24 protein-coding genes and 1 pseudogene are annotated in these 24,668 nt (G+C 67.9%); all 25 read right to left on the bottom strand.

Annotated features, from left to right (window positions below; all coding sequences use genetic code 11):
* Positions 1 to 131: 131 nt before the first annotated feature.
* Positions 132 to 2,108 carry a chemotaxis protein CheA gene (locus tag ABE571_RS01465; protein ID WP_313211879.1) on the bottom strand — a complete coding sequence of 659 codons (1,977 nt, stop codon included), beginning with the start codon at positions 2,106 to 2,108 and terminating at the stop codon, positions 132 to 134.
* Positions 2,109 to 2,153: 45 nt separating this feature from the next.
* Positions 2,154 to 2,519 (bottom strand): response regulator, encoded by a 366-nt coding sequence (locus tag ABE571_RS01460; RefSeq protein ID WP_088435039.1) that lies wholly within the window; start codon positions 2,517 to 2,519, stop codon positions 2,154 to 2,156.
* A complete protein-coding gene (locus tag ABE571_RS01455) occupies positions 2,516 to 2,824 on the bottom strand; it encodes an STAS domain-containing protein (RefSeq protein WP_313211878.1) in 309 nt (102 codons plus the stop codon). Before ABE571_RS01455 ends, ABE571_RS01460 begins: the two co-directional genes overlap by 4 nt.
* 70 nt (positions 2,825 to 2,894) lie before the next feature.
* A complete protein-coding gene (locus ABE571_RS01450; protein WP_346493051.1) occupies positions 2,895 to 4,052 on the bottom strand; it encodes a chemotaxis protein CheW in 1,158 nt (385 codons plus the stop codon).
* Positions 4,049 to 4,831 carry a ParA family protein gene (locus ABE571_RS01445; RefSeq protein ID WP_313211876.1) on the bottom strand — a complete coding sequence of 261 codons (783 nt, stop codon included), beginning with the start codon at positions 4,829 to 4,831 and terminating at the stop codon, positions 4,049 to 4,051. Before ABE571_RS01445 ends, ABE571_RS01450 begins: the two co-directional genes overlap by 4 nt.
* Positions 4,832 to 4,992: 161 nt before the next feature.
* Positions 4,993 to 5,838 (bottom strand): annotated as a pseudogene (motD, locus tag ABE571_RS01440) (flagellar motor protein MotD); the annotation flags it as partial.
* 1 nt (position 5,839) lies between these two features.
* A complete protein-coding gene (locus tag ABE571_RS01435) occupies positions 5,840 to 6,580 on the bottom strand; it encodes a flagellar motor protein (RefSeq protein WP_121036725.1) in 741 nt (246 codons plus the stop codon).
* A gap of 113 nt (positions 6,581 to 6,693) precedes the next feature.
* Positions 6,694 to 8,526: a chemotaxis protein CheA gene (locus tag ABE571_RS01430; protein WP_346493050.1), complete on the bottom strand. Its 1,833-nt coding sequence runs from the start codon at positions 8,524 to 8,526 to the stop codon at positions 6,694 to 6,696.
* Between the two features lie 5 nt (positions 8,527 to 8,531).
* Positions 8,532 to 9,146 (bottom strand): protein phosphatase CheZ, encoded by a 615-nt coding sequence (locus ABE571_RS01425; protein WP_346465046.1) that lies wholly within the window; start codon positions 9,144 to 9,146, stop codon positions 8,532 to 8,534.
* Positions 9,146 to 9,538, bottom strand: a complete 393-nt coding sequence (cheY, locus tag ABE571_RS01420) for a chemotaxis response regulator CheY (protein ID WP_019182908.1) — start codon at positions 9,536 to 9,538, stop codon at positions 9,146 to 9,148. The genes ABE571_RS01425 and cheY overlap by 1 nt, the downstream gene beginning before the upstream one ends.
* A 16-nt stretch (positions 9,539 to 9,554) precedes the next feature.
* A complete protein-coding gene (locus tag ABE571_RS01415; protein WP_019182907.1) occupies positions 9,555 to 10,301 on the bottom strand; it encodes an RNA polymerase sigma factor FliA in 747 nt (248 codons plus the stop codon).
* Positions 10,298 to 11,185 (bottom strand): MinD/ParA family protein, encoded by an 888-nt coding sequence (locus ABE571_RS01410; RefSeq protein ID WP_313211874.1) that lies wholly within the window; start codon positions 11,183 to 11,185, stop codon positions 10,298 to 10,300. The genes ABE571_RS01415 and ABE571_RS01410 overlap by 4 nt, the downstream gene beginning before the upstream one ends.
* Positions 11,172 to 12,818 carry a flagellar biosynthesis protein FlhF gene (flhF, locus tag ABE571_RS01405; RefSeq protein WP_346465044.1) on the bottom strand — a complete coding sequence of 549 codons (1,647 nt, stop codon included), beginning with the start codon at positions 12,816 to 12,818 and terminating at the stop codon, positions 11,172 to 11,174. The genes ABE571_RS01410 and flhF overlap by 14 nt, the downstream gene beginning before the upstream one ends.
* Positions 12,819 to 12,967: 149 nt before the next feature.
* Positions 12,968 to 15,049 carry a flagellar biosynthesis protein FlhA gene (gene flhA, locus ABE571_RS01400; protein ID WP_183073735.1) on the bottom strand — a complete coding sequence of 694 codons (2,082 nt, stop codon included), beginning with the start codon at positions 15,047 to 15,049 and terminating at the stop codon, positions 12,968 to 12,970.
* A 17-nt stretch (positions 15,050 to 15,066) separates the two neighbouring features.
* On the bottom strand, positions 15,067 to 16,197 hold the full coding sequence (flhB, locus tag ABE571_RS01395; protein WP_313211872.1) for a flagellar biosynthesis protein FlhB: 1,131 nt from the start codon (positions 16,195 to 16,197) through the stop codon (positions 15,067 to 15,069).
* Positions 16,198 to 16,431: 234 nt separating this feature from the next.
* A complete protein-coding gene (locus ABE571_RS01390; RefSeq protein ID WP_313211897.1) occupies positions 16,432 to 18,576 on the bottom strand; it encodes an EAL domain-containing protein in 2,145 nt (714 codons plus the stop codon).
* A gap of 205 nt (positions 18,577 to 18,781) precedes the next feature.
* Positions 18,782 to 19,573, bottom strand: coding sequence for a flagellar biosynthetic protein FliR (fliR, locus tag ABE571_RS01385; protein ID WP_313211871.1), 792 nt, complete (start codon positions 19,571 to 19,573; stop codon positions 18,782 to 18,784).
* A gap of 10 nt (positions 19,574 to 19,583) precedes the next feature.
* On the bottom strand, positions 19,584 to 19,853 hold the full coding sequence (locus ABE571_RS01380; protein ID WP_019184809.1) for a flagellar biosynthetic protein FliQ: 270 nt from the start codon (positions 19,851 to 19,853) through the stop codon (positions 19,584 to 19,586).
* 38 nt (positions 19,854 to 19,891) lie between these two features.
* A complete protein-coding gene (gene fliP / locus ABE571_RS01375; RefSeq protein WP_121036736.1) occupies positions 19,892 to 20,674 on the bottom strand; it encodes a flagellar type III secretion system pore protein FliP in 783 nt (260 codons plus the stop codon).
* A 2-nt stretch (positions 20,675 to 20,676) separates the two neighbouring features.
* Positions 20,677 to 21,078 carry a flagellar biosynthetic protein FliO gene (gene fliO / locus ABE571_RS01370; protein WP_313211870.1) on the bottom strand — a complete coding sequence of 134 codons (402 nt, stop codon included), beginning with the start codon at positions 21,076 to 21,078 and terminating at the stop codon, positions 20,677 to 20,679.
* A complete protein-coding gene (fliN, locus tag ABE571_RS01365) occupies positions 21,075 to 21,413 on the bottom strand; it encodes a flagellar motor switch protein FliN (RefSeq protein WP_121036738.1) in 339 nt (112 codons plus the stop codon). Before fliN ends, fliO begins: the two co-directional genes overlap by 4 nt.
* A complete protein-coding gene (gene fliM, locus ABE571_RS01360) occupies positions 21,410 to 22,417 on the bottom strand; it encodes a flagellar motor switch protein FliM (RefSeq protein ID WP_313211869.1) in 1,008 nt (335 codons plus the stop codon). The genes fliN and fliM overlap by 4 nt, the downstream gene beginning before the upstream one ends.
* Positions 22,418 to 22,425: 8 nt before the next feature.
* Complete coding sequence (locus tag ABE571_RS01355; RefSeq protein WP_313211868.1) at positions 22,426 to 22,944, bottom strand: flagellar basal body-associated FliL family protein; 519 nt, start codon at positions 22,942 to 22,944, stop codon at positions 22,426 to 22,428.
* 114 nt (positions 22,945 to 23,058) lie between these two features.
* Positions 23,059 to 24,210 (bottom strand): flagellar hook-length control protein FliK, encoded by a 1,152-nt coding sequence (locus ABE571_RS01350; protein ID WP_346493120.1) that lies wholly within the window; start codon positions 24,208 to 24,210, stop codon positions 23,059 to 23,061.
* Positions 24,210 to 24,668 carry a flagellar export protein FliJ gene (gene fliJ / locus ABE571_RS01345; RefSeq protein WP_070471607.1) on the bottom strand — a complete coding sequence of 153 codons (459 nt, stop codon included), beginning with the start codon at positions 24,666 to 24,668 and terminating at the stop codon, positions 24,210 to 24,212. Before fliJ ends, ABE571_RS01350 begins: the two co-directional genes overlap by 1 nt.

Raw genomic sequence — 24,668 nt, 5'->3', positions numbered from 1 at the left:
GGTGCTCGCCGCCTTGCGCGCTGACGGAGTTCACAGTTCGATGCGCCCTGATCAACACCCACGCACGCCCACGAAACAACGCCGCCGCTCCGGGGGAGCGGCGGCGTGGGGGACAGCATGATGGAGCCGCGTTATGCGGCCTGTGGCACCTTGAGCGAACGCACCAGGCCGCCGATGTCCACGATGAGGGCAACCCGGCCGTCGCCGAGAATGGTCGCACCGGAAACCCCGCTGATACGGCGGTAATTGTTCTCGATGTTCTTGACCACGACCTGCTGCTGGCCGACCAGTTCGTCCACTTCCAGCGCGATCTTCTGGCCATCGCCTTCAACGACCACCACCAGCGGATCGTCCATGGCACGGCCACCGTAGCCGTAGTACTCGCTGAGCGAGAGGATCGGCAGATACTCGCCGCGCACCCGCAGCACCCGGCCTTCGCCAGCCATGGTGCGCACATCGTCGGCCTGCGGCTGCAGGGCTTCGAGCACATAGGCCAGGGGCAGGATCAACGTTTCGCCGGCGACCGAAACGGTCATGCCATCCAGGATCGCCAACGTCAGCGGCAGGCGGATCAGCACGCGGGTGCCGTTGCCGGCCTGGCTTTCCAGCTGTACTTCGCCACCCAGCGCCTGGATGTTGCGGCGGACCACATCCATGCCGACGCCACGACCGGACAGATCCGTGACGGCATCAGCGGTGGAGAAGCCGGGCTGGAAGATGAGATCCCAGACCTGCGCGTCGGTGGGGTTGTCCGGCACGCTCAGGCCGCGTTCGAGCGCCTTGGACAGGATCTTGTCGCGGTTCAGGCCGCGGCCGTCATCGCTGACTTCGATCACGATGTGCCCGCCCTGGTGCGAGGCCGCCAAGGTGATCGTACCGGTTTCGTCCTTGCCCGCCTCGCGACGCACGTCCGGCATTTCCAGACCATGGTCGATCGAGTTGCGGACCAGGTGCACGAGCGGATCGGCGATCTTCTCGATCAGGCCCTTGTCCAGTTCGGTGCCTTCGCCGATGGTGCGCAGGCGCACGTGCTTGCCCAGGCGCGAGGACAGATCGCGGACCAGGCGCGGGAAGCGGCGGAACACCGCGTCCACCGGCAGCATGCGCACGCCGATGACCGCTTCCTGCAGATCGCGGGTATTGCGTTCCAGCAGATCCAGGCCGGTCAGCAGCTGCTCGGCCTGCGCCGGATCCAGCGCGTGCGAGACCTGCTTGAGCATGGCCTGGGTGATGACCAGTTCGCCGACCAGATTGATCAGCGCATCGACTTTGTCCACGCTGACGCGGATCGAGGTCTCGGCTTCATGAGCGGCGGCGGCGGGCGGTGCGGCCGCCGCCGGTGCCGCAGGGGCGACGACGGCGGGTTTGGCCTCGACCGGCGCGCTGGTGGCCAGGCTCGGCGGCGCGGCCGGACGGATGTCCAGTTCGCAGTCGTCCACGACCCAGGCGAAGGTATCTTCGATCTTGCTGCGCGGTACCTTGCCGACCAGGCCGAGGTCCCATGCAAGGTGAGCTTCGAGCGGATCAAGCTGGTCGAAACCGGGCAGGCGATCCAGACGTGCGGCGACCTGCAGCGAGCCCAGGTGCTCGAGCTCGCGGATGATGCGCAGTGGGTCGTTGCCGCTCATGAACAGCGATGGCGCCGGCACGAAACCGATCTGCCACGCCTCCGGGGTGTCATCGACCTTGGCGGCCGCGACCGGTGCCGCCGCGGCTGCGTGGCCGGACAGCACCGCTTCCAGGCGCGCCTTGACCTCGGCGACCGCCTGCGGATCTGCAGCCTGGCCGTGTTCGGCTTCGCGCAGCAGCGCGCGCAGCACGTCCACCGACGCCAGCATCGCATCAACCGCGGCCGGCTCCAGCGCCCGCTTGCCGGCGCGCAGTTCGTCCAGCAGCGTTTCCAGCACGTGGGTCAGCGCGGCGATCGCATCGAAGCCGAAGGTGCCGGCGCCGCCCTTGATCGAGTGCGCGGCGCGGAACACCGAGTTGATGATCTCCGGGTCCTGCTGCCCCGATTCGAGCGCCAGCAGGCCAGCTTCCATCGCATCCAGCCCCTCGCGGCTTTCTTCGAAGAAGGTGGCGTGGAAACGTTGCAGATCCATGCTCATGGTGCGGGGTGTCCAGTTGCGAGGGGAGGGAAGGGTGAAGCGGGATCAGCCCAGGACTTTCTGGACGGTGGCGACCAGCTGTTCCGGGTTGAACGGCTTGACCAGCCAGCCGGTCGCGCCGGCGGCCTTGCCTTCGGACTTCTTGTCCGCGGCCGATTCGGTGGTCAGCATCAGCATCGGGGTGAACTTGTAGTCCGGCAGCTGGCGCAGCTCACGGATCAGCGCGATGCCATCCATGTTGGGCATGTTGACGTCGGTGACCACCGCGTTGAAGCGTTGGCCCTTGGCACGACCGAGGGCGACCGCGCCGTCTTCGGCTTCCTCGACGGAAAAGCCGGCCGAGGTGAGGGCGAAAGAGACCATCTGGCGCATCGACGCCGAATCGTCCACCACCAAGATACGTGCGCTCATGCAGCGTTCTCCACAGATTTCAGGTTGTCATGGGGTGCATCCAGGCCGAGGGCCTGGGTGACGCCGAGCAGGCGCGCGGCATCACGGAAGGTTGCGGTGCAACCGTGGAATCCGGTGGGATGCCCGGCCTTGCGGCGGGCCTCGACGAATGCGCACAGCACCTGCACCGAGGCGGTATGGATACGGCCGACCTGGCTGGCATCCAGCATCAGATCGCCGGCCTGATCCACCAGGGGGGCCAAACGTGTTTTCAGCTCGGTGCTGGTCTCGATACCGAGATCATCACCCAGGGCCACAGTGCTCATCATTGCTCCGGACAAACGGTTCCGAGGTCTATAACGGCAATAACCCGGGAAGCTTTAGCCGTTGCGGCGGTCAGTTCAGCAGCTGGGTTGCATCCAGCAGGATCATCGGCTGGGCGCCGCCGCGGGCCACGCCGCGGAAGAGGTCGTTGGAGATCTGGCAGATGCGGGCGGTATCGGGGGGTTCGATCTGCGAATCGGTGAGGTTGGCGACATCCTCCACGGCCGAAACGCGCAGCCCCATCGTCTCGCCGTTCTCCTCCAGCACCACGATGCGGGTATTGGCGTCGTTGCCGGCCGCGCTGCTGCCCAGGTGGATCCCCAGGTCCATCACCGGCACCACCTGGCCGCGCAGGTTCATGATGCCCAGCATTGCCGGCGAGGTGCCGCGCAGCGGCAGCAACGGCACCGGCAGGACCACTTCCTGGACCTTGAGCAGCTCCAGTGCGTAGGCCTGGGCGCCGCAGCGCAGACGCAGCCAGCGCGAGGTGCGCTCGCTGGCGCGGCGGCTCTCGCGCGGGCTGGAGGCCGGGTCGCGTGCCTGGCGTTGTAGTTCCTCCCAGCTGCCAGGGCGACTCTGCGCCAGTGAGGGGGTAGCGGCGCGGACGCTGGTGGCGGCCGGCATCGGCGGCATCGGCGTCATGGAAGGCATCGGCCGGGCGATCGGTGCGCGGGCGGTTGGCAGCGCGGCGACCGGTGCCGGGGCGGGCGCCACCGCCGGCGAGGGTGCCGTCGCAGGCGCGTCGGTGCCTGCATCCACGGGATCGGTTTCGTAGACGACCTCGGCTGGCAGGTCGTCCCAGCTTGGGCGGGATTCGTCCACGGGCGCGGGCATCGCGCCGCTGAGGAGGGGGTCGTTGCGCAGCTCATCGAGCAGGTCGTCGAAGCCTGGCGCAGGCGCCGCGAGGGCAGCCTGCACAGGCGCGGCGTCCAGCGCCTGCACCTCCGTGGGGAGCGTCATCGCGCCGCTCAGCAGCGGATCGTTGCGCAGTTCATCCAGCAGGTCGTCGAAGCCTGGCGCGACGGCACTCGCTTCAGCCGCCGGGGCTGCTTTGGTGACGCCCGCGTTGCCGGGGGCAGACTCGGCGTGGACTGCTTCGACTGCGTCGACTGCGGCGAGCGCATCAACCACCTCGACCCCTGCGACGGACACCGGCGCCTCGGCCGGCGCCGGCATCGCGTCGCCGAGCAGCTGCTCCAGGTAGTCGTCGAGGACCCCCGCGGTGTTCATGCCGCGCGCTCCATCTGCTGCGCGTCATCGGCCAGGATCCATTCCAGGGCGCGGCGATAGGCGGCCAGGCCACGCCCGGGGTAATCCTCCGATTGCGGCGGCACGGTGAGGCTGGCGGCGTTGCAGATGCGGGTGTCGACCGGGATCGCGTCTTCCCAGACGCGGTGGCCGTGCTTGTCCTGCATCAGCTTGACGGTTTCGTTGCCGGCGCGGGTGCGGCGGTCGAACAGGGTCGGCAGGATCGACATCGGCAGCGGGCGGCGGCGCGAGCGCTCGACCATTTCGCCGGTGCGGACCATGCCATCCAGGCCGTGCAGGGCCAGCGGCTCGGCCTGGGTCGGGATGATCAGGCGGTCGGCCGCAGCCAGTGCGTTGATCATCAACAGGCCCAGGGTGGGGGCGCAATCGAGCAGGATGTAATCGTGCTGGCCCTGATGGCGGCCCAACGCATTCTGCAGGGCCAGGCCGAGGCCGGGCTGGTTAGCGCTCCGGCGCTCCAGCGTGGCCAGCGCGGCCTGCGCGCAGACGTAGTCCAGGCCCGGGATGTCGCTGCGGTGGGCGAGGGTGGAGAGCTCGGCCGGTGGTGCGGCGAACAGTTCCAGCACGCCCTGCGGCGGCGGATCCAGCGGCACGCCGAAGGCGCGGGTCAGCGACGAATGCGGATCCAGATCGATCAACAGTACGCGGTGGCCCTGCGTGGCCAGACCGCGGCCGAGCGCAAGCGTCGTGGTGGTCTTGCCCACGCCGCCCTTCTGATTGGCAACAGCCCAGATACGCATGCGGTTCACTCCTTCATTGCGGGCGGAACGGCGGCGCCAACGCGGCTGCCGGCCGGCACCGGTGGCAACTGCACCGGTGCGATGGGGGTAACAGGGGTGCCGGCGGCGGTTGCCTGGGTGGCATCGGCCGCCTCGGCATCGGCGCTGAGCCGGTCGGTGATCGGATCGATGCTCTGCGCGGTGTCGGCCAGGATGATCACCATCACCCGCCGGTTGCGGTTGCGGCCTTCGGCGCTGGCATTGTCTTCGCGCGGGCGGAACTGGCCGTAGCCGACCATCGCCAGCCGTGCCGGCTGCAGGCCCTGATCAGCGAACAGATGCACCACGCTGGCCGCGCGCCCGGCCGACAGCTCCCAGTTGGAGGGGAACAGCGAGGTGGCGATCGGGATGTTGTCGGTGTGGCCTTCCACGCGCACGCCATTGGGCGCATCGCGCAGCACTTCGGCCAGTTTGGAGAGGGTGTCGCGCGCGTGCACATCCAGCGTGGCCGAGCCGGTCGGGAACAGGATGTCGCTGTTGATCTCCACTTCGATCCACAGCTCGGTGCGGCGCACGGTGATCATGCCGCGTTCGATCAGCGGCGCCAGCGTGGCGGTGAGCTTGTCGGCGATGCCGTTGAGCTGGCGCTCGGCTCGCTGCAGCTGTGCCTGGTTGCGGATCGAGACCGGCATGCGCATCTGCGAGGCCATCGCCGGCAGCAGCGTCGGGTCGTTGCTGGGGGCGGGGGCGGAGGGGCCGATCTTGGTCCCGGCCCTGATCACCGAGGGGCTGTCCCAGCCGCCGCCCTGGACCTGCTGGTTGCCGACCTGCACCGGGTTGATGGTGCGCGGCGCGCCACCAAAGGCGGTGGTCAGCGCGTCGGCCATGATCCGGTACTTGCCCTCGTTGAGCGAGGAGATGGCGTACATCACCACGAAGAAGGCGAGCAGCAGCGTCATGAGGTCGGCGTAAGGGATCGCCCAGGCCTCATGGTTGGCATGTTCTTCGTGGTGCTTGCGGCGGGCCATGTCAGTGCAGGAACCCGGACAGGTTGGTTTCGATGTTGCGCGGGTTCTCACCCTGGGCGATCGAGATCAGGCCCTCGATGATCATCTCGCGGTCGCGGCTGTTGTGGTGGATCACGCTCTTGAGCTTGGCCGAGACCGGCAGGAACAGCAGGTTGGCCGAGGCGATGCCGTAGATGGTGGCGGTGAAGGCCGCCGCGATGCCGTGGCCGAGCTTGCTCGGATCGGCAAGATTCTTCATCACCGCGATCAGTCCGAGCACCGCGCCGATGATGCCCAGCGTCGGCGCATAGATGCCCATGCCCTCGAACACCTTGGAGGCGGCCAGGTCCTGGCTCTCCTGGCTGCTCAGCTCGATCTCCATCATGTGCCGGATGGTTTCCGGCTCCACGCCGTCCACCAGCAGCTGCAGCCCCTTGCGCAGGAACGGATCGTCCTGGGCGTCGACCTGCGCTTCCAGACCGAGCAGGCCCTGGCGGCGGGCGATGTTGCTCCACTCCACGATCTGCTGGATCAGGTGGCGGCGGTCGCTGCTCGGCGGCAGGATCACCCACTTCACGATCTTGAAGGCGTGCTTGAACACGGCCGGCGAGGTGTGCAGCAGGATCGAGGCGATGGTGCCGACGATGACGATCACGAAGGCGGCCGGCGACCACAGCGACGCCAGACCAGCCCCCTTGAGGATGCTGCCGCCGACCAGTGAGGCCAACGCGAGGAAAAGTCCAATGAGGCTGAGTCTGTCCATGGGTCCGTTATCGGCTTGTGTGAATGGGACTTGAGATGCCGAAGGAATCCGGTGGGGCGGCGGTCACAGTTTTTGGGGGTAAAGCAGCCGACCAACGGTCGGCTCTACCGGCGTCAGCGGAGGCCGTCTACGTCGAGGATCAGCGACATGCGGCCGTCGCCGATCAGGGTGGCACCGGCGTAGCCGCGCAGGCCGCGCAGGGCCTTGGGCAGCGGCTTGATCACCACTTCCTCGCGGCCGCGGACCTGGTCGACCACGAGGCCGAAGCGGGCTTCACCGGCCTGCAGCACCACGATGGTCAGCAGTGAGGACGGCATCGGCTCCACATCCAGCCAGTGACGCAGATCCACCAGGGCCAGCGTGTGCGATTTGCGGTCCAGCACGGCGCGGCCGTCGAACCAGCCCAGGGACGTGTTGGGGGCGTGCAGCACCTCCATCACGCGGGCCAGGGGCAGGGCGTAGACGTCTTCGCCGGCCTGCACCAGCAGGGTCGGCAGGATCGCCAGGGTCAGCGGCACGCGGATCATGAAGCGGCTGCCGCGGCCCAGCTCGGACTGGATCTGGATCTGGCCGCTGAGCTCGCGGATGCGGGACTGGACCACGTCCATGCCCACGCCGCGGCCGGAGATGTCGGTGACCTGCTGCTTGGTCGAGAAGCCGGGCAGGAACACCAGGTGCAGGCATTCCTCGCTGCTCAGGCGGGCGGCGGCCTCCGGATCGATCAAGCCCTTCTCGCGTGCTTTCTGACGCAGGCGTTCCGGGTCGATACCCGCGCCGTCGTCCTGCACTTCGATGCTGACGTAGTCGCCTTCCTGCTGGGCCGACAGGCGCACGTGGCCACTGCGTGGCTTGCCCTGGGCCTCGCGCAGGTCCGGCATTTCCACGCCGTGGTCGATCGCGTTGCGGACCAGATGGACCAGCGGATCGGCCAGCGCTTCGACCAGGTTGCGGTCCAGCTCGGTTTCCGCGCCGATCAGCTCAAGCTCGACCTCCTTCTTCAGCGACCGCGCGACATCGCGTGCCACCTTGGGGAAGCGCGAGAACACCTTGCCGACCGGCTGCATGCGGGTGCGCATGACCGCCGACTGCAGGCGTGCGGTGGCGATGTCCAGCGTGGAGACCGCGCGGTCCAGTTCTTCATCGTGCAGGCGCGCACGCAGAGTCTTGAGCCGGTTGCGCGAGAGCACCAGCTCGCCGATCAGGTTGACGATCGCATCCAGGCGCTTGGTATCCACGCGCACGGTGTGTTCGGCTTCGGCGAGCGGCTTGGCCGGGGCCGGCTTGGCGCTCGGGGCGGCCGGCGCAGCCACGGCGCGCGGTGCAGCCACCGGCGCGGCGGCAATGGCCTTGGCACCAGGAACGGCGCCACCGTGCAGCTGGTCCAGCAGGGCTTCGAACTCGTCCTCGCCGATCAGGCCGTCATCTCTTTTCGGGGCCGCGATGGCGGTCGGTGCGGCGCCGCCGTGCAACTGGTCGAGCAGCGCCTCGAACTCATCATCGGTGATCATCTCGCCGCCGCCGCCGCCGCTGCTGGCCGTGGCGGTGGCCGCAGGCGCCGGCGAGGCCGGCCCGTTGACGTCGAACTGGGCGATCAGCTCCGGCGGGGCATAGCCGGGCTCGGTTCCGGCCGAGACCGAATCCAGCATCGACTGCAGGTAATCCAGCGATTGCTGGGCTGCATCGAAGTGGTGAGCCTGCAGCGTGGCCTGGCCGGAGCGGGCCATGCCGAGGGTTTCCTCGGCCGCGTGGCACAGCTCGACCATCGCCTGGATGCCGAGGAAGCCGGCACCGCCCTTGAGCGTGTGGAAGCCACGGAACACGGCGTTGAGCTGGTCGGCATCCTGGGGCGCCTGCTCCAGCGACACCAGCTGTTCGCCGAGGCGATCCAGGATTTCCTGGGCCTCGAGGATGAAGTCGGCAGCGATATCGTCTGGCACAGCACTCATGAGCGTTACAGTCCCAGGTCCGAGAGCAGGTCGTCGGCGTCGTTCTGTGACACCGCATGGCGATCCAGGCCGTTCACGGCCGGGCCGGCCAGGCCGTTGGTGTCGCGCTTCTTCTCATCTTCCTGCGGGGGCAGGCCCAGCGCACCGAAGCCCTCATGCACGCGACGCACGATCCCGACCACGCGGCGGATGATCTGCCCGGTCAGGTCCTGGTAGCTCTGGGTCAGCGCGATTTCGGTGAGGTTGTGGCGGATCCGGTCCAGCTGCTGGCCCTGATCGGGCGTCAGCCCGTTGGCGCGCAGCTGTTCGGTGAGCGAGCGACATTCCTCGGCCAGGTCCAGGGTGCGGTGGGTGGCCTGTTCGGTCATCGCCACCACGTGGTCCAGGCGCGCGCAGGCATCATCCAGCTCGCCGGCTTCGCTGGGCAGGCTGGGCAGTTCGCCCAGGGCCTGGCCAAGCTCGCGGGCCAGGCGGTTCAGGCCGGCCATCATCGGCTGCGTGCGCAGCGCGGCGAGGGCGTCGATTTCCCGGCGCCAACCGGCTTCGTCACCGCTTTCCAGCGCGGCCAGGGCGTCCTGCAGGCGCTGCACCAGCGCGGATTTGTCGCTCAGGGTGTCCATCAGGCGCTCGCCGCCAGGCGTTCGAAGATCTTGCCGAGCTTTTCTTCCAGGGTCTGGGCGGTGAACGGCTTGATGATGTAGCCGTTCACGCCGGCCTGGGCCGCTTCGATGATCTGCTCGCGCTTGGCTTCGGCGGTCACCATCAGCACCGGCAGCGTCTTGAGTTTGGCGTCGGCACGCACCGCCTTGAGCAGGTCGATGCCGGTCATCACCGGCATGTTCCAGTCGGTGACCACGAAATCGAACGGCTGGCTCTGCAACATCGCCAGCGCCGCATGCCCGTCCTCGGCTTCGGCCGTGTTGGTGAAGCCCAGATCGCCCAGCAGGTTCTTGACGATACGACGCATGGTCGAGAAGTCGTCGACGATCAGGATACGCATGTTCTTGTTCAAAGCACTTTCCTCGATTTCAATGGTTCTCGAGGCCGGCGTCTGCCGCCTCGAAGATCTTCAGCCGGCCCCGCAGGCGCAGCACGGCCTGGCCATGGATCTGGCACACGCGCGATTCGCTGACACCCAACACGGCGCCGATCTCTTTCAGGTTCAGTTCCTGCTCGTAGTACAGCGACAGCACCAGCTGTTCGCGCTCGGGCAACAGGCCGATCGCATTGCCCAGCTCACGCCCGAACTCACCGCGTTCCAGCACCTGCTGCGGGGTCGGGCCGCCCTGGGCGACGGTGTCCAGTTCTCCCTGGTCCTCGATCCGCGATTCCAGGCTCAGCACCTGGCCCCGCGATGCGTCTTCCATCAGGCGCAGGTAATCGGGTAGCGGCATGTCCATCGCGGCGGCCACTTCGGTGGCGCTGGCGGCACGACCGGTGCTCTGCTCCAGGCGACGGATGGTCGCGGCGGCATCGCGGGCGCGGCGGTGCACCGAGCGCGGCACCCAGTCGCCACGGCGGATCTCGTCGATCATCGAACCGCGGATGCGGATCGAGGCGTAGGTTTCGAACGAGGCGCCCTGGTCGGCGTCGTAGCTGCGCGAGGCCTCGATCAGGCCCATCATGCCGGCCTGGATCAGGTCGTCGACCTCCACGCTCGCTGGCAGACGTGCCGCCAGATGGTGGGCGATGCGGCGGACCAGATCCGAGTGCTGGGCAATGCACTCGTTGGCCGCGGTGCGCTGGACCTCTTTGTATTGTGCTGCGCCCTTCATACCGTCACCCCGCGTTGCTTGAGGATGCGTTCCAGGAAGAACTCGACCCCGCCACGCGGCTCGGTCGGGGCCTGCCAGCGGGCAGTGCGGCGCGCGATCTCGGTCAGCGCCAGGGCGGCCGGGCTGGACGGGTAGGCCTTCACCACCGGCTGCTGGCGCTGTACCGACAGGCGCAGCCAGTCATCCTGCGGCACGCAGCCCAGGTAGTTCAGCGAGACATCGGCGAGGAACTTCTCGCAGACGCGGCTCAGCTTTTCGTACAGCACGCGGCCTTCGTTCGGGTCGCGGACCATGTTGGCCACCACCTGGATGCGGTCCACGCCGCGCTCGCGCGAGAGCACCTTGATCAGCGCGTAGGCGTCGGTGATCGACGCCGGCTCATCGCAGACCACCACCACGGTGTCCTGTGCGGCCTGGCAGAAGGTCAGCACGCCATCGGTGATGCCGGCGGCGGTATCCACGATCATGATGTCCAGCTCGCGCTCGAGCTCGGAGAACACGTTGACCAGGCCGACGTGCTCGGCCGGCTGCAGCTCGGCCATGTGGCGACGGCCGGAGGCGGCCGGGACCACCAGCACGCCGCCGGGGCCTTCGATGATCACTTCTTCCAGCGTGCAGCGCCCGGCGACGAGGTCGGCCAGGGTCACCTTCGGCTGCAGGCCGAGGATCACATCGATGTTGGCCAGGCCGAGGTCGGCGTCCAGCAGCAGCGTGCGCTTGCCCATGTCTGCCAGCGCCACGGCCAGATTGGCCGAAACGTTCGTTTTGCCCACGCCGCCCTTGCCGCCGGTGACGGCGATGGTGCGGACCGGGCCCAGCGGCTGGCTTCGGGTAGCCGACAACGGGAAGGTCTTGGTCAGCTTGGCATACTCACGCGACGGCATGGTTCAACTCCGGGTTGCAGGGCATATCGGCCGCGCGGCGCAAATCTTCAAGGCGAAGTACAAGATTGGCCGCACTGGCACGGTGCAGGTCTTCAGGAACGTCCTGGCCATCGGTGACCCAGGTGATCGGCAGGCGGTGATCCACGGCCACCGAAAGGGCGGTACCGAAGCGGCCGGTTTCGTCCAGCTTGCTCAACACCACGCCCTGCGGGTTGGCGGCGCTGAAGCGGCGCACCACCTCGTCCATGTCGCCGAAGCTGGTGTTGGCCGGCAGCACCAGCAGTGTGCGGATCTGCTCGGCGGCGCGCAGCCACTGCAGCTGGGCGGCCAGGGCGCGGTCGCGCGGGCCCAGGCCAGCGGTGTCGATCAGGACCAGCTTGTAGTCCTTCAGCCGCTCCAGCAGCTGGTTCAGATCACTGCCGCTGCTGGCCTCGTGGACGGCGATGCCGAGCTGGCGGCCGAAGCCGTACAGCTGCTCGCGGGCGCCGATGCGGCCGGTATCGGTGGTGACCAGGGCCACGTCGCGGGCGGCATGCGCCTCGGCGAAACGCGAGGCCAGCTTGGCGATGGTGGTGGTCTTGCCGGCGCCGGTCGGGCCGACCAGGGCGATCACGCCGCCGGCTTCAAGCGGGTCGACCGGGGCGATCGGCAGCTTCTTGGAGAGCAGGCCGAGCATCAGGCCGCGGCCACGGTGGGCCTCGGTATCCAGCGGAATCTGCATGGCCACGTCGCGGCTGATGCCGGCGTCGAAGCCGTATTCGTCCATCAGGTCCAGCGCGGCGGCGCGGACCGGCGAGCCGCGCAGGCGCTCATCGGTGAACCGGTGCATCTCACGCTCGATGACATGGCGCATGCCGGCCACTTCATGGCGCAGCTGGCGGATTTCTTCGTCGTCGCGCTGGATGACCGTCAGTTCCGGCACGCTCGCCACGACCGGTGCCGGTTCATTGGCGGCGGCGATGACGGTCTCGGCGATCGGCAGCGGGAGTGCCGGCGGCAGGGCAGCAGCGACGACCGGCACCGGCACGGCGGCGCCCTGCAGTACGGTCTCGTCCGTCTCCTCCAACGGCGGATCGATCACGAAGCGGGCGCGGTTGATCGGGGCCGGCGCGGCGACGGCATCCACCGGTGCGGCAGGCGAGGCGGCCGCGGCCTGCTCGACATTGAACGGCGCGAAGATCTGCTCCGGCAGCGACGGTTCATTGACGGCAGGACTGACGCTGGCGCGGGCCAGGGTGGCAGCGAAACCGTCGCTGCCCGGCGGCGGCACGATTTCGTTGGCGGTATCCAGCGTGCGACCGGTCGCGCCGACGGCGGCGCGGGCCAGTGCGGCCACGGCCGAGGTGGTCGCGGCCACCGGCTCGGGCGTGGCGACCGGGGCCTTGCGGCGGGTCACGGCGGCAATCACGGCATCGGCGGCGCTGCGCGGGCGCGGTGCCGGCGGCGCGACGTCCTTGCGGGCCGCTTCCAGCGCACGCTGCACGGCGCTTTCGTCGTAGTTGGCCGCCGCCACGATTTCGACACCTTCCTCGATCCGGCGGTTGGACAGGATCACTGCGTCCGGACCGTGTTCCTTGCGCACCAGGTTCATGGCCGAGCGCATATCGGAGGCGACGAAGCGTTTGATTTTCATGCTGTGATACCGGGACTGGGGCGGCGGAGTGGTGGAAGGGAAACGCTGGTTGTCGGTGGTCTGCACGGTCAGGGAGTCCCTTTATTTCCTGCTGCGGTGAAATCGAATGAGGTGTCTGTTTTCTGTCGCGGTGCCGTTGGGTGTCCGGCTCAACTGATCGTGCCGACCAGCTTCAACCGTTTGTCCTCGGGCACCTCGCTGTAGGCGAGTACGGACAGCGAGGGCACGCTGTGGCGTACCAGCCGTGCCAGCGCGGCACGAACCGGGCCAGGCACCAGCACGACCGCCGGCTCGTTCTTCGCTTCCTGCTTGCCGACACATTCGGCCAGGCTTTGATGCAGTCGCTCGGCGAGTCCGGGTTCCAGCGCGGCGCCGTTGCCCTGCGTGGACTCCTGCAAGACCCGTTCCAGTTGCGGGTTGAGGGTGAAGACCGGCAGCTCCGGCGACATCCCGGCGATCTCCTGCACGATGAAGCGGCCCAGCGCGTTGCGCACGGCAGCGGTGAGCACGGCCGGGTCCTGGCTGGTCGGCGCGCTTTCCACCAGCGATTCGACGATCTTGCGCAGCTGGCGGATCGGAATGCGCTCGATCAGCAGGTTCTGCAGCACGCGCACCACGGCCGACAGCGGCAGCGACTTGGGCGTCAGATCTTCGACCAGCTTCGGCGCGCTCTTGGCCAGGTTGGCCAGCAGCTGCTGCACTTCTTCATGGCCAAGCAGCTCCGGGGCGTGCTCACGGATCAGGTGCGACAGATGGGTGGCGACCACGGTGGCCGGATCGACCACGGTGTAGCCCATCGATTCGGCATTGGCGCGCTGGTGCGGCTGGATCCAGGTCGCATCCAGGCCGAAGGCGGGATCCTTGCCGGCGATGCCTTCCAGGGTCCCCAGGGCGCTGCCCGGGTCCAACGCGAGTTCGCGGTCGGGGTGGATTTCGGCGGTGGCCACCGGCACGCCGTGGATCAGCAGACGGTAGGCGGTGGCCGGCAGTTCCAGGTTGTCGCGGATATGGACGGAGGGAATCAGGAAGCCGATGTCGTGGGTGAGCTTGCGGCGCACCCCCTTGATCCGCGCCATCAGCTCGCCGCCCTGGTTCTTGTCCACCAACGGGATCAACCGGTAGCCGACTTCCAGGCCGAGCGGATCGACCGGGCGCAGTTCATCCCAGGTCAGCTCGGCGGTGGGCGAGGGCGCGGCGCCGGGCAGGCCGAGGGTATCGGGACGGTTGGCGGCGGGAGATTCGGCGGCGCGGGCTTCGGCCGTGCTCTTCTTCCAGGCCTTCCACGCGATGAAGAAGAGGATCGCGGCCAGCGTCAAGAAGGCGACGTTGGGCATGCCCGGCACCAGGCCGACCACCGCCAGAATCGCGGCGGCGATGGTCAGCGCACGGTACTGGCCGAACACCTGGCCCATCATGGCCTGAGCCATGTCTTGCGAGCGCGAGGCGCGGGTGACCAGCATGGCGACTGCCGAGGACACCAGCAGCGCCGGGAGCTGGGCGACCAGGCCGTCACCGATGGAGAGCAGGGTGTAGGTCGCGGCGGCATCCCCAAACGGCATGCCGTGCTGGAGCACGCCGACCGCCAGGCCACCGACCAGGTTGATGAACAGGATCAGGATGCCGGCGATCGCATCGCCGCGGATGAACTTGCTGGCACCGTCCATCGCGCCGTAGAAGTCGGCTTCCTCGCGGACCTCCTCACGACGGGCCTTGGCCTCTTCACGCGTCAGCAAACCGGCGTTGAGATCGGCGTCGATCGCCATCTGCTTGCCGGGCATGGCATCGAGGATGAAGCGTGCGGTCACTTCGGAGACGCGCCCGGCACCCTTGGTGATCACCACGAAGTTGATGATGGTCAGGATCGCGAACACCACGATGCCGACCGCGTAGTTGCCGCCGATCACGAACTCACCGAACGAGGCGATCACCTTGCCGGCCGCTTCGTGGCCGTTCTGGCCGTTGAGCAGGATCACGCGGGTGGAGGCCACGTTCAATGCCAGCCGCAGCATCGTGGTGACCAGCAGCACGATCGGGAAGATGGTGAAATCCAGCGGGCGCTTCACGTAGACCACCGCCAGCAGCACCATCAGCGAGATGGCGATGTTGAAGGTGAACAGTGCATCGAGCACCGGCGGCGCCAGCGGCACCACCACCATGGCCAGCAGGGCCAGCACGATCAGCGGGGCCCCCAGGCCGTGGCGGATCATGTCCAGCGCGCGGCGCACGTTCATCCCGGCAGGTTGCGCGCTCATGGGCGGCCTCCCTTGCCGAATTCATCGATATCGATGCTCGGTGCCGCCGGCATCGGGCCGGTCCCCCAGCTGCGCAGCTGGTAGACGTAGGAGAGCACCTGGGCCACGGCCGAATACAGTCTCACGGGAATTTCCTTTCCAAGTTGACCTTCCCGATACAAGGCGCGTGCCAAAGGCGGGGCGGAGACGATGGCGACCTTGTTGCCGTCGGCCACTTCACGGATGCGCAGGGCGGTTTCATCCACGCCCAGGGCGACCACGGTGGGCGCCCCCATCTTTCCGCCTTCGTACTTCAGGGCGACCGCGTAATGGGTGGGATTGACCACCACGACATCGGCGGTGGGCACCGCCTCCATCATCCGGCGGTTGGACATCTGCTGCTGCAGCTGGCGGATGCGGCCCTTGACCTCAGGGCTGCCTTCGCTTTCCTTCATTTCCCGGCGCAGCTCTTCACGGGTCATCTTCAGCTTGCGCATCCAGTTCCAGCGCTGGTACGGCGCATCGATGGCGGCCAACAGCATCATCGCGCCGCCGGTGGCCAGCATCAGCTTCAGGGTGAAGCCCAGGCCATGCACCATCGCCGCTTCCAGGGGCTGGTTGAGCAGGTCGCGCAGCGAGCGGGTGCCGTGCCACACCACCAGCCCCGCAGCGGTGCCGACGAAGGCGATGCGCAGCAGCGACTTGGTGAACTCGGCAATCGCTTCAGGCCCGTACAGGCGCTTCATGCCGGCCATCGGGCTGAGCCGTTTGAAATCGGGCATCAGCGATTTGTTCGACCAGCGCAGCCCGCCCATCGCCACCGGCGACAGGAAACAGGCCAGCAGACAGATCACGAGTAGCGGCCACATGGCCAGCATCAAGCGCAGCATCAATTCGCCGAAGTGGCCGAACAGCGCCTGTGGGTGCAGGCGCAGGCCCGGCTCGGGGCTGAGCGCGAACTGCATCCAGCTCTTGGCGTTGCGGGCGATGGTGCCGGAGAACGCCATCAACGCCAGTACGCCGGCACCGAACACGGCCGCCGTCGCCAGCTCCCGCGAGCGCGGGATGTTGCCCTGTTCCCGGGCATCGCGCAGGCGTTTTTCGGTCGGTAATTCGGTCTTTTCGCCGGCTTGTTCGTTTTCGGACATCAGGGCACGACACGGGAGGAGATACCCGGGTCCGTGCAAGAACCGTTCCGCGAGCCGCGAGCCGCGAGCCGGGAGCCGGGAGCCGGGAGCCGGGAGCCGGGAGCCAAGGTAGTGCCGGCCGCTGGCCGGCTCAAGGTGATGCCTGCTGGCCTTCGAGGAGCCGGCCAGCGGCCGGCACTACCTCACCGGGCCGGCACTACCTCACCGGGCCTGCATCACCCCGCCGGGCCGGCATCACCCCGCCGAGGCCCCTGGCCGCGCCTGGGCCTTCCAGCCTGCCGCAACCTCCACTCTGGGGCGGGGCACATCATGCAGCTGCATGAAGCGCAGGGCGTCTACCGGTCTGCCGAGCAGATAGCCCTGCAGGTAATCACAGCCCAGCCGTTCCAGGTAGGCGCGCTGACCGGCGGTCTCGACCCCCTCGGCGACGATGTCCATGTCCAGGGCATGCCCCAGGGCCACGATCGCCGAGACGATCACCACATCCTCGGAGCTGTTTTCCAGGTCGCGCACGAATGCATGGTCGATCTTGATCTCGGTGGCGGGAAGGCGCTTGAGGTACAACAGGCTGGAGTAGCCGGTACCGAAGTCATCGATGGAGATGCCCACCCCCAACGCCGCCATGGCCTGCAACAGGGTCAGGCTGGCCTCGGTATCGCGCATCACCGTGTTTTCGGTGATCTCCAGGATCAGCCGGCGCGGCTCGATGCGATGGGTCTGCAGCGCCTCGCGGACTTCCTTCAGCAGGTTGGGCGAGGCGAACTGGATCGGCGAGAGATTCACCGACACCGTCCAGGCGTCATGCCCGGCGTCGTGCCACACGCGCAGCTGGCGGCAGGCTTCATCCAGTGCCCAGCGCCCGATCTCGTTGATCACGCCGCTGCGTTCGGCCAGCCGGATGAAGCGGTCCGGCGGAATCAGGCCCTGTTGCGGATGCCGCCAGCGGATCAACGCTTCGGCGCCGCTGATCGATTGCCCGGCGACGCGGGTCTTGGGCTGGTAGTGCAGGAACAGCTGCTCGCTGCCGATGGCGCGGCGCAGGTCGGCCAGCAGCTGGAACTGCTGCTCGGCGCTGTCATTCATCCAGTCCGCAAACAGCACGTAGGCGTTGCGGCCGGCTTCCTTGGCCTGGTACATCGCCGCATCGGCGAAGGCCATCAGCTGGCGCTCGCTGGCGGCGTGGTCCGGGCAGATCGCGATGCCGATGCTGGCGGTCACCTGCAGGTCGTGGCGCGGCAGCAGTGGCTCGTTGCCGACGGTCTGGATGAGGCGGCTGGCCAGTGTCGCCACGTCCTCGTCGTTCTCGATCGGCACCACCAGCACGAACTCATCGCCGCCCAGCCGTGCCAGCATGTCCGCCGGCCGCAGCAGCTTGCGGGTGCGGTCGGCGACGGCCACCAGCAGCGCATCGCCGGTCTGGTGGCCGTAGGCATCGTTGACCTGCTTGAAGCCGTCCAGATCCATGAACATCACCGCGAAGCGGCTGCCGCGCTGCTCGGCCTCGGCCAGGGCCTGCTCGATGCGCTGCTGCAGCAGCCGGCGGTTCGGCAGGCGGGTCAGGGGATCGTGCAGGGCCGCCTGGGTCAACTCCGCCTGCGCATCATCCAGCGAGCTGCTCAGGTCGGTGTTGCGCAGCCGCAGCAGCTGCGCCTCCATGCGCTGGTCCAGCCAGGACACGATCAGGACCACCGCCAGGATCGCGATGGTCAGGGCCAGCACCACCAGTGCCAGCCATTGCGCCTGCAGGCCATCACCGGCCGCAGCACCGCAGATGCTGTCCGCCGGAAAGCGGGCGGCGGCCATGCCGGTGTAATGCATGCCCACGATCGCGGTGCCCAGCACCAGTGCCGGTGCGGCGCGGTCGCGCAGGCGGCGGTGCGTGCTGCGCAGGCGGAAGGCAATGAACAGGGCCGTCCACGAGGCCGCCACTGCAATCAGCAGCGACAGCGCCACCCAGCCGGCGTGGTAGTCGATGCCGGGCTGCATGTGCAGCGCGGCCATGCCCAGGTAATGCATCGAGGCGATGCCACTGCCCATCAGCACGGCGCCAAGCGCCAGCCGCCCGTGCGGCAGGGTCGGCTGCGAGACCAGCCACAGCGCGAAGATGGAAGAGGCCATGGCGGCCAGCAGCGAGACGGTGGTCAGGCCAAGCGCATAGCCGAGGGGGATCGGCAACTGGAAGGCGAGCATGCCGATGAAGTGCATTGACCAGATGCCCAGCCCCATCGCGCAGCCGCCGCCGACCAACCACAACCAGGTGGTGCGGCGCGTGGTGGCGGTCGTCACCCGGCTGGACATATCCAGCGCGGTAAAGGAGGCCAGTACTGCGACAAGGAACGAAATCACCACCAACCACGGGGTATAGCTGCCGATCAGCATGGAAGACACTCTCCCTGGTCAACATCTGAGCGATACGACAGGACGCACGGCCATCACCGCAAAGATACGGTGAAGATTCTGTCGTTGCGTTGCAAAGGCACTGCCGTCGAGCGGTCAAGACTACCGTCAGGCCCCCGGTGCCCCGCAAGTGGCGTGAGTGCCCCCAACCCATGGCGGCAGGAGGTGTCCCGCCGCGTGTCCCGGGTCAGCGGCTGACACTGTCGGCGGCATCGAAGGCCGCATCGAACAGGCGTTGCACCGGCGGCCCCATCTCGCCGGCCAGCACGGTCAGCAGGAACAGGCCCAGCAGCAGTGCGACCGGCAGGCCGAGCTGGATCGGGTTCAACGCAGGCGCCGCACGGGCCAGCACGCCGAAGGCCAGGTTGATCGCCAGCATCGCCACGGTCAGCGGCAGTGCCAGCGTGAGCGCGCCACGGAACACCTGCAGCAGGAAGGTCGGGGCGATGCTCAGGAATGCCTGCGGATCGGGCAGCGAGGTGCCGATCGGCAAGGCCTTGTAGCTGTCCATCAACAGCGAGATCAGCGCCAGGTGGCCGTTGACGGTGAAGAACAGCAACCCGAACAGCAGATAGAACCACTGCCCGATCACGCCGGAACTGCCGCCACGCAGCGGGTCGCTCATCTGCGCGAAGGCCAGGCCGGTACCCTGCGCGACCAGCTCGCCGGCCATCGCGCCGGCTTCGAAGACCAGCCTCAGCAGGAAGCCGATCGATACGCCGATCGCCAGTTCGCGGGCAATGGTCAGCACCGTGGCCGCATCGAAGCCGGTCCATTCCGGCACCGGCGGCAGCATCGGCGACAGCGCGATCGCCAATGCGCCGGCAAGCAGCACGCGGATCCGTGACGGCACCGCGCGTGTACCGATCAGCGGCATGGCCATCAGCATCGCGCCGATCCGCAGCATGGTCCACAGGATCGTGCCGATCATGCCGAAGGCCTGCAGGCCATCGGCGGCCATCTGGGTCGCGGAATCCACGGCGGCTGCCTCAGCCGATCAGATGGGGAATGCGCTGGAACAGCAGCGTGGTGTACTCGACCAGGTGGCCGATCAGCAGGCTGCCCAGCGCGAACAACACCACGGTCAACGCCGCGGCCTTGGCGACGAAGGCGATGGTGGGTTCGTTGAGCTGGGTCGCGGCCTGGACCACGCCGACCACCACGCCGACGATCAGCACGGTGAGCAGCAGCGGGCCGGCAACCCACAACACGGTGATCAGGCCACCACGCAGTTCGGTCAGGGCAAGTTCGGGCGTCATGTCAGTCTCGGGTCCGTTTCGATCACAGGGTGGGGCGGTCAGACCGCATTGAAACTGGCGGCCAACGTGCCCACCACCAGAACCCAGCCATCCACCAGCACGAACAACAGGATCTTGAACGGGGCGGAGACCAGCATCGGCGAGAGCATCATCATGCCCATCGACATCAATACGCTGGCCACGACCAGATCGATGATCACGAAGGGAATGAAGATCAGAAAGCCGATTTCGAAGGCGGTCTTGAGCTCGCTGGTGACGAACGAGGCGACCAGGATCGGGAACGGGATGGCATCCGGGCTGTCGTAGGTGCCGTGGCCGGCCATGCCGGCAAAGGTCATCAGATCGGTCTCGCGGATCTGCGCCAGCATGAAGGCGCGCAGCGGCTGGGTGGTCAGGGTCCAGGCCGTCTGGAAATCGATCTCGCCGTTGAGGTAGGGCGCCATGCCGCTGCCCCACGCCTTCTGCCACACCGGCAGCATCACCATCGCGGTGAGGAACAGCGCCAGGCCGAGCAGCACCTGGTTGGACGGGGTCTGGCCGGTGCCGAGCGCCTGGCGCAGCAGGCCCAGCACGATGATGATGCGGGTGAAGGCGGTCAGCACCAGCAGCATCGACGGGATCAGGGTGATCGCCGTCATCAACAGCAACGTCTGCAGCGGCAGGCTGACCGGCTGCCCGCCGATCTTGCCGACATTCACATCCGGCAGTGCCGGCACACCCGGCACGCCGGGCGCGGCCCAGGCCAGGGCCGGCAGCGCGCACAGCAGAGCGGTCAGCAACAGCGGCAGGTAACGGGTCCAGGAAGTACGGGGGCCACGCATGGTCAGGGTTCCTTGCGCAGCCGCTGTTGCAGCAGCTGGGCGAAATTCGGGAGGTGTTTGAAATCGGGAAGGCGCGCCGGCGTCGGGGCCGGCAGGGGGTCGGGCAGCTGATGCAGCGTGTTGATGCCGCCGGCAGTGACGCCCAGCAGCAGCTGGGTGCCATTGACCTCGACCACCACCACGCGCTCCTTCGCGCCGACGGTCAGGCTGGCGACCACGCGCAGCCCCTCGGCCGGGCGGAAGCCGCTGCCGGGCATGCGCTTGAGCAACCAGCCCAGCCCGACGATCAACGCCAGCACGCCGAGCAGTGCCAGCACCGCACCGAACATGCCCGGTGCAGCGGCGGCATGCTGGCCGACCTTGACGGTCGAGGCGCCGGCCGCGATCAGCAGCCCGGCACTCAACGCAGTCTCCGGATCCGTTCGCTCGGGCTGACCACGTCGGTCAGGCGCACGCCGAAGCGGTCGTTGATCACCACCACCTCGCCATGGGCGATCAGGGTGCCGTTGACGAACACGTCCAGCGATTCGCCGGCACCGCGCTCCAGTTCCACCACCGAGCCCTGGTTGAGCTGCAGCAGGTTGCGGATCGGCAGGCGGGCGCGGCCCACTTCCAGCGACAGCGTCACCGGCACATCCAGGATCACATCCAGGTTGAGCTCGTCGCCGACCGTGGTGTCATCGGACTGCAGCTGGGTGAACTGTGCCGGTGCCGGCGCGTTGGATTCGATATCGTTCATTGCGGGTCTTCCTGCAGTACGGGAACGCGTGGGCGGATGCCCGGGGGATGGGTGGCGGTGATCTTCACCGCGTTGAAACCGTTGGCGACGCCGAACTCGCCGGTGAACACCGGCACGTTTTCCACGCACACCGGCACCTGCTTGGGCAGCTCGATCGGCAGCACATCGCCGATCTTCAGCTTGGTCAGGTCGCGCAGGCTCATGCGCTTGGTGGCCAGTACGCTGGAGAGCGTGACCTCGGCGATGTTGAGCTGCTCGCGCAGCATCACGCCCCAGCTGGCATCGCGGTCGTTGCGGTCGCTCTGGATGCCCGCGTCAAGCAGCTCGCGGATGGGCTCGAGCATCGAGTAGGGCAGGGTGACGTGGATGTCGCCGCCACCCCCGTCAAGCTCGACATGCAGGCGGCAGACCACCACGTACTCGCGCGGCGTCACGATGTTGGCGAAGTGCGGATTGATCTCGGAGTTGATGTACTCCAGCTCCACATCCATCACCGGCGCCCAGGCTTCCTGCAGATCAGCGAAGGTCTGCTTGAGCAGCAGGTGGATCACGCGCATCTCGGTGGCGGTGAACTCGCGCCCTTCGATACGGGTCGGGTAGCGCCCATCACCGCCGAAGAAGTTGTCCACGATCGCGAACACCAGCGTCGGCTCGAACACGATCAGCCCGGTCCCGCGCAGCGGCTTGAAGCGGATCAGGTTGAGGTTGGTCGGCACGTACAGCGAGTGCATGTAGTCGTTGAACTTGATCAGCTCGATGCCACGCACGGAGAGTTCAGCCGAGCGGCGGATCAGGTTGAACAGGCCGATGCGCCACAGGCGCGCGAAGCGCTCGTTGACCATTTCCAGGGTCGGCATGCGGCCGCGGATGATGCGGTCCTGACTGGCGAAATCGTACGAGCGCGCCTCGCCGGGCGTGGGCGCATCGAGGTCGGTCTCAACCGCACCGGAGTCCACGCCATGCAGCAGGGCATCGATCTCGTCCTGGGAAAGCAGGTCATTCATGGTCGCCCTTACTGGGTCACGAAACTGGTGAACAGCAATTCGTCGGCACCGGGCTTGCCGGTCTCGGCCTTGAGCAGCTTCTGCACTTCAGCCAGTGAACTGGCCTGCAGGCGCTCTTTGCCGGCGCGGTCGGCGATGTCGCTCGGCTCGACCTGGGAGAACAGCATCAGCAGCTTGGCGCGGATGGCCGGCGCATGCAGCTTGATCGCCTCCATCGCGGCCGGGTCGCGGCTCATCAGCTGCACTTCGACCTGCAGGTAGCGCGGGCCGTCGAAGCTGCTGTTGAGGTTGACCACGAACGGCGGCTCAAGGCCGAAGTACTGCGCCGGGGCAGGCACCGCGGATTTGCTGGCGGCCGGCTTGGCGGCCTTGTCATCATGCTTGGACTGGGTGAAGTACCAGACCCCGCCACCGGCGGCGCCAGCGGCGAGCACCGCGACCAGGGCGGTGACCAGGAGCGGACTGCGCGGCTTGGCGGTCTTGTCCTTCTCGGCGGATTTCTTGGTTTTATCGGCGGCTGCGGCCACGAGGGGAAGCTCCAGAGGATTGCTTCCTGCCTACATGCAAAGGCCGTGCCTGAATGCTGAAGACGACGTGTCGGCTTTCTGGCGGCGCGGTGGAGCCCGCGCCGCCGCGTGTGATCACGCGTAGGCGTCGACCAGCCCGCGCTGGCGGATCAACTGCGAGGGCGACAGCGTGGTGTCGGCCAGCGCCGGTTCTCCGTCCTCGCCATTCATTCCGCCGCGGCCATCGCCTCGTCCGCCATCGGGCGCGGTCTGCTGGTGGCCTACATCGGCATTGCCAAGCTGGAAGCCCTGCTCGCCAAGCAGGTCGCGCAGGCGCGGCAGGCTGCTTTCCAGTGCATGACGCACGTCGGCGTGGGCGCTGGTGAAGCTCGCATGGACCTTGTCGCCGTCCAGTTGCAGGCGCACCTCGATCGGACCGAGGTCGTTGGGGGTGATCTTGATGTGGGCGTGGCCGATCTTCTGGTCCGCCAGCCAACCGACGCGCGCGCCGACGGCATCGTCGAAATCCTCACCCCCCAGATGCGGGGTGGCGGTAGGCGAGCCGGTGAACAGGCTGGCCACCGTCGGCTTGGCCTCGGTCATGCCCTGCAGCGCATGCAGCAGCGGGCTGGCGGGGGCATCGGGGCCGTCGTTGGTGGCCGCGTTCAAGGCGTCCGTGAAGGTTTTGAGCAGCAAGGCATCGTCGGCCGGCGCAGCCTCGGCAGCCAAGGCGGGCAGGGCGATGCTGCCGTCGGTGGATGGCGCGGCAGCCAGCGCCGGCGGGGTTGCGTTGGCGTCCGGGGCTGCGGTGGCCACGGCCGGCAGGGCCGCATTGGCGCACGCGGCGGCGCCGGTCGCCACGGGTGTGACGGGCGTGGGCGCCGGTACCGGCAGGCCGTTCAATGCCAGCCCGGCAAGCCCCAGCGGGGGCCATGCGGCCTCGGTGTCGTCGGCCGGTTCGGCGGCCGGCTTCTCCGCCGTGGCCGGTGCCGTGGCAGCGGTATCGGGGGTGGCGACCGTGTCGTCTTCCTTCCTGGCGCTGGGCCTGGCGGGGCGTGTCGCGGCGTCCTTGTCCTGGCTGGCGGTGCCGGTCGTGGCGCTCTTGCCTGCGTCGCGGCTGCTGCCGGCGTTGCGCGGCGTGTCGTTGCGGGGCGCCTCGCGACCTGGCTTGAGCAGCGCGTCAAAGTCCCGACGGTCGGTGCCGCGGGTGCTGTCCGCGCGGGGGCTGGACGAGGTGCCGCCCGCATTCTGTGCGGAGGCGGCGCCGCCGAGCAGGCCGGAAGGCATCACGGGCTGCCTCCGTTCTCGCCTTCTTCGCGCTGCGCCTGGCGCGAACGGCGGGCGCCGAGATCGTCCATCTCGCGCTGGTCGCGGCGGTCGGTGACCACCTTTTCCTGCGCGCGGTAGCTGGCGGCGAGCTGTTCCAGCACCTGCTTGTCACGGCTGGCCAGCAACAGGCGGGCGCGCTCGGCGTCCACCTTCTCGCGGTTGTTGTCCACGGTCTGGCGCTGCTGGGCGACCGCACTGTCCAGGCGATCCAGGAAGGCGCGGCGGTTCATCAGCTGGGCCGGGCTGGTGGCCGACATCTGGGCACCGGCGTATTCCTCGGCGTAACGGCGCAGCTCATCCAGGCGCGACACATGCGTGTCGAGCGCACGCTGGCGCTCGGCCAGGTCGCGGGCGACCTCGTCTTCGTGGTCCTGGGCTCGTTTCAGCAAGGGGTCGAAGCGCTTGGATTGGATCAT

It is taken from the genome of Stenotrophomonas sp. TWI273, assembly GCF_039674765.1.
Lineage (GTDB): Bacteria > Pseudomonadota > Gammaproteobacteria > Xanthomonadales > Xanthomonadaceae > Stenotrophomonas.
The sequence above is the reverse complement of the archived record's forward strand: the minus strand, read 5'-3'. Positions and strand labels throughout refer to the sequence as shown.

Bases quoted from the DNA above. Each gene is read 5' to 3' on its own strand.
- ABE571_RS01465 (WP_313211879.1), bottom strand. From the start codon at position 2,108: ATGAGCATGGATCTGCAACGTTTCCACGCCACCTTCTTCGAAGAAAGC.
- ABE571_RS01460 (WP_088435039.1), bottom strand. From the start codon at position 2,519: ATGAGCGCACGTATCTTGGTGGTGGACGATTCGGCGTCGATGCGCCAG.
- ABE571_RS01455 (WP_313211878.1), bottom strand. From the start codon at position 2,824: ATGAGCACTGTGGCCCTGGGTGATGATCTCGGTATCGAGACCAGCACC.
- ABE571_RS01450 (WP_346493051.1), bottom strand. From the start codon at position 4,052: ATGAACACCGCGGGGGTCCTCGACGACTACCTGGAGCAGCTGCTCGGC.
- ABE571_RS01445 (WP_313211876.1), bottom strand. From the start codon at position 4,831: ATGCGTATCTGGGCTGTTGCCAATCAGAAGGGCGGCGTGGGCAAGACC.
- ABE571_RS01435 (WP_121036725.1), bottom strand. From the start codon at position 6,580: ATGGACAGACTCAGCCTCATTGGACTTTTCCTCGCGTTGGCCTCACTG.
- ABE571_RS01430 (WP_346493050.1), bottom strand. From the start codon at position 8,526: ATGAGTGCTGTGCCAGACGATATCGCTGCCGACTTCATCCTCGAGGCC.
- ABE571_RS01425 (WP_346465046.1), bottom strand. From the start codon at position 9,146: ATGGACACCCTGAGCGACAAATCCGCGCTGGTGCAGCGCCTGCAGGAC.
- ABE571_RS01415 (WP_019182907.1), bottom strand. From the start codon at position 10,301: ATGAAGGGCGCAGCACAATACAAAGAGGTCCAGCGCACCGCGGCCAAC.
- ABE571_RS01410 (WP_313211874.1), bottom strand. From the start codon at position 11,185: ATGCCGTCGCGTGAGTATGCCAAGCTGACCAAGACCTTCCCGTTGTCG.
- flhF (WP_346465044.1), bottom strand. From the start codon at position 12,818: ATGAAAATCAAACGCTTCGTCGCCTCCGATATGCGCTCGGCCATGAAC.
- flhA (WP_183073735.1), bottom strand. From the start codon at position 15,049: ATGAACGTGCGCCGCGCGCTGGACATGATCCGCCACGGCCTGGGGGCC.
- flhB (WP_313211872.1), bottom strand. From the start codon at position 16,197: ATGTCCGAAAACGAACAAGCCGGCGAAAAGACCGAATTACCGACCGAA.
- ABE571_RS01390 (WP_313211897.1), bottom strand. From the start codon at position 18,576: ATGCTGATCGGCAGCTATACCCCGTGGTTGGTGGTGATTTCGTTCCTT.
- ABE571_RS01380 (WP_019184809.1), bottom strand. From the start codon at position 19,853: ATGACGCCCGAACTTGCCCTGACCGAACTGCGTGGTGGCCTGATCACC.
- fliP (WP_121036736.1), bottom strand. From the start codon at position 20,674: ATGCGTGGCCCCCGTACTTCCTGGACCCGTTACCTGCCGCTGTTGCTG.
- fliN (WP_121036738.1), bottom strand. From the start codon at position 21,413: ATGAACGATATCGAATCCAACGCGCCGGCACCGGCACAGTTCACCCAG.
- fliM (WP_313211869.1), bottom strand. From the start codon at position 22,417: ATGAATGACCTGCTTTCCCAGGACGAGATCGATGCCCTGCTGCATGGC.
- ABE571_RS01350 (WP_346493120.1), bottom strand. From the start codon at position 24,210: ATGCCTTCCGGCCTGCTCGGCGGCGCCGCCTCCGCACAGAATGCGGGC.
- fliJ (WP_070471607.1), bottom strand. From the start codon at position 24,668: ATGATCCAATCCAAGCGCTTCGACCCCTTGCTGAAACGAGCCCAGGAC.